This window comes from Rhizobium sp. BR 362 (assembly GCF_036528765.1).
Classification (GTDB): Bacteria; Pseudomonadota; Alphaproteobacteria; order Rhizobiales; family Rhizobiaceae; genus Rhizobium.
Map to the genome: position 1 here is coordinate 1 of NZ_JARWGH010000081.1, position 3,205 is coordinate 3,205.

Sequence of the window (3,205 nt, forward strand, 5' to 3'; positions counted from 1 at the left end):
CGTCCCGACGGGTCTACATTCCGAAGAATGACGGAAGACTACGTCCCCTCGGTATTGCAGCGTTGGAAGAAAAGGTCGTGCAGATGGCCGTGTCCACGGTTCTGAGCGCGATCTATGAGCAAGACTTCCTCGGCTTCTCATACGGGTTCCGGCAAGGAAGGGGGCAGCATGACGCGCTGGACGCCTTGTGGGTTGGGATCGACAAGCGGAAGATCAACTGGATACTGGACGCGGATATTCGCTCGTTTTTGGATCGACTTTCATAATGCCCCCTGGTTCATGGCATGTGTTCGAAGAGGGTTGGGTTGTGATCTATGGTCTTGATCCATAGACCTTTTCTCTGTCCACGGATGACATGGACTGATTCCAACTCACCGTCTTTCACTCGCTGCAACAGACTTTGGCGGGAAAGCCCGAGGGTATCCATGGCGTCCCGGATAGGCTCGAAGCCATCGCCAGGCGTCGTAAGGAAGCGGGCCTTGAGTTCGTTGGTCAGTCGGATGCGCCAGGGCGCGCCGGGCGTGATCTGTTCCCCTCGAATGAGGCCGTCGTTCAAGTGGCGGTGAAGCGTTGACGGCGCCACGCCAAGGAAGCTGGCTGCCTGATGGATGGTCAGAATGTCGCCGTCTGTGGTTTGCGATTTGGCCTTGCAGGTGGGAATATTCCAATGGCGCCGCAAATTGCCGACTCGATTGGCGTCGAACCGGTGCCCGCGCGCTGTCTGGCGGCCCTGACGGTTGAGAATGCCGGCAATCACGGCGTCTGGATAATGAGGCGCCAGTCGCCGCAGCAGCGTCAGAGTGTCTTCGTCGGTACGAACCGTTGCCGGGCGCGAACGCGGCAGGGCGACATCGAGTTGATTAGTCGCGCCGCCTTTCCAGCGTAGAGTGAGACGCGCGCATGCCTTGTCGCGATCGACATGGAGGGTGACTTCCTCGATCAGCGTGCGCAGTAATTCCTTGTGGTCGCGTGCTGTGGTTGACGGTGCATGCCAGACGCTCGCCAGATCGACGCCAAGGGTGAGCAGGTTTTCCCGCTCGCCGGCCGACAACAGCCGTGGACGTGCCGCCTCTCGCCGTGTCAGCTCCGCCTTGGCCGCCTCCAGGGCACGCAGGGCCTCCTCCCACTCCCGTTCCACCGCGCGGGCGACCAGGCGATTGTCGGGATCGACAGCGCGATAGCGGCGCTCGGCACGGTTGACGGCGAACTGAGCCCGCTCCACGTCGAGCCGCCATTGCCTGAGAACCGCTTCCCGGTCGTTCTCCAGCTGCTTGGCAGCTTCGACCGTGGCGGCCAGGCGGGCCGGCTCAAGTGCCTCTAGGAATGCCGCGACCACGGCTTCATCGATCTGAACACCACCGACGTTGAGGCAATAGACGCCCCGTCCTTCGACGATGATTTTGCCAGCACAATGATAACCGGGTGCCGCGTTGCGGCCGCGATAATGGGTGCGCAACCGCCGTCCGCAATGGCCACAGCACGCAATACCTTGAAGCAAAGCACCTCCTTCGCGAACTGCACCAGCAGAGTGCTTGCTCGTGCCTGAATGCGGACGAGGCTGAGTATTGGCTGCCATGCGCTGCTGGTTGGCCTCGAAGGTCGGCCAGTCGATATAACCCGGATGATGGTCCTTGATCAGCACCTGCCACTCGTCCCTTGGCAATTTGCGCACCCGTTTGCGCCGTGCGCCGGTTTCGTCGAGCACTGTCTCATGGCGATTCTTGCCATAAACATACGCGCCGGCATAGACCGGATTGGCAAGAACGGCGTGAACACCATGGTAGCTTGCTTCGATCCAGCGTAGATCCTGATGTTCGCCGAGGCGCAGCGGGAATTTGATATCATTCGAGCGCAACCACAGCCAGACGCGACGTGCAGAACCAGTTCGGCGAAGCGGGCAAAGATTGTGCGGATGACATGGGAGACCGCTTCGTCGGGATGGATCAGGATATCACCATCCTCTTCGCCCCAGACGAAGCCAACAGGCAAGCCGCGACGCAATTCGCCGCGCGCCGCCTTGTTGCGGATGCCCCCGTCCAGCCGAGCGCGAAGGATGTGCAATTCCGCCTCGCTCATGGCCCCCTTGAGACCGAGCAAGAGTCGATCGTTGAACAAGGCCGGGTGATAAATGCCGTCGGCGTCGCCGATCAAAGTGTCGGTTAAGCCCGCCAGTTCGATCAGCCGATGCCAGTCCGCATTGTTACGCGCCAGCCGCGAGACCTCGAGGCCGAGCACGATGCCGACTCGGGCCAGTGCGACTTCGCTTGTCAGGCGGGCGAAACCGGTACGCATGACGCTGCCGGAGCCGGACAGGCCGAGGTCCTCGTCGATGACCACGATGCGCTCGGCAGGCCAGCCCAGTTCACGCGCCCGCCCGGAGAGGGCGTATTGCCGCTCGGTGGATTCCCGGTTGTTCTCCACCTGTGACGCGCTCGACTGGCGCAGGTAGACGACGGCCTGCCGTGCCAGATGGCCGGCGGCAACCTTGCTGCATTCAATCATCGCCGGTCTCCCTGGCTGTCAGCATGCGCGCGATCATTAGGGCCAGCCGGCGCAACGCCTTCGCCCGCGCCTCGGTGTCGAGCTTCTCCCAGGCAGGTGGCTCGGGAGGCCGGTTGCTGTCTTCCTCGGCAAATGTCAGCTTCAGTTGCATATGCCATCTCCTTGTCAGCGGGCGGCGACTCATCGCGCCGCTGAAGAAGAGCGTCGGTCACAAAGCGCAAATGCTGAAGATCTGCGAGCCGGCCGATGGCTACGTGGTTTGCCGGCGCGTCGGAGGAGGAAACTGCCGTATAGCCGATATCCGTCCACGCCACGGGAATGTGGCTGCGGCTGCCATCGGGTAATTCCACAAGCAACAACGGCGCGCCGCGGCACATCAGTCGCCGGACCACCAACAGAACACACCCTTCGAAGGCATGTCCCGTGCGGGTAATAGTTATCGACGTTGGGAGATCCTGGTGATGGGTAGTCTTGCGACGTTTCCTATGATGAAATCGATCACGAGTGGATGCTTCGTTTCCTGTCACATCGAGTAGGTGACCGCCGGCTGATACGTCTGATCCACAAATGGTTGAAAGCGGGCACGATTGAGGATGGCCGCCGCGTCGCATCAACGCGAGGAACTCCTCAAGGCTCTGTAGTTAGCCCCGTGCTATCCAATATCTACCTGCATTACGCATTGGATTTATGGGTCCAGCAATGG

2 protein-coding genes and 3 pseudogenes are annotated in these 3,205 nt (G+C 61.0%); 2 read left to right on the forward strand and 3 right to left on the reverse strand.

The annotated features are described in order from the left end of the window. Nucleotides 1-260: pseudogene (locus QDY28_RS30710) on the forward strand (reverse transcriptase/maturase family protein); the annotation flags it as partial. 17 nt (nucleotides 261-277) lie between these two features. Here QDY28_RS30710 and QDY28_RS30715 read toward each other — a convergent pair. The 3 genes and pseudogenes from QDY28_RS30715 to QDY28_RS30725 all read right to left on the reverse strand — a co-directional run bounded on the left by QDY28_RS30715 (nucleotide 278) and on the right by QDY28_RS30725 (nucleotide 2,653). Beyond that, nucleotides 278-1,855 carry a recombinase family protein gene (locus QDY28_RS30715; RefSeq protein ID WP_210320808.1) on the reverse strand — a complete coding sequence of 526 codons (1,578 nt, stop codon included), beginning with the start codon at nucleotides 1,853-1,855 and terminating at the stop codon, nucleotides 278-280. 206 nt (nucleotides 1,856-2,061) lie between these two features. Further along, nucleotides 2,062-2,502, reverse strand: a pseudogene (locus tag QDY28_RS30720) (recombinase family protein); the annotation flags it as partial. After that, on the reverse strand, nucleotides 2,495-2,653 hold the full coding sequence (locus QDY28_RS30725) for a hypothetical protein (protein ID WP_184806357.1): 159 nt from the start codon (nucleotides 2,651-2,653) through the stop codon (nucleotides 2,495-2,497). The pseudogene QDY28_RS30720 and the gene QDY28_RS30725, both read right to left, overlap by 8 nt. 333 nt (nucleotides 2,654-2,986) lie before the next feature. Between QDY28_RS30725 and QDY28_RS30730 the strand changes: the two are divergent. Then, nucleotides 2,987-3,205 (forward strand): annotated as a pseudogene (locus tag QDY28_RS30730) (reverse transcriptase domain-containing protein); the annotation flags it as partial.

Coding starts and splice junctions, on each gene's coding strand:
- QDY28_RS30725 (WP_184806357.1), bottom strand. CDS start 2,653: ATGCAACTGAAGCTGACATTTGCCGAGGAAGACAGCAACCGGCCTCCC.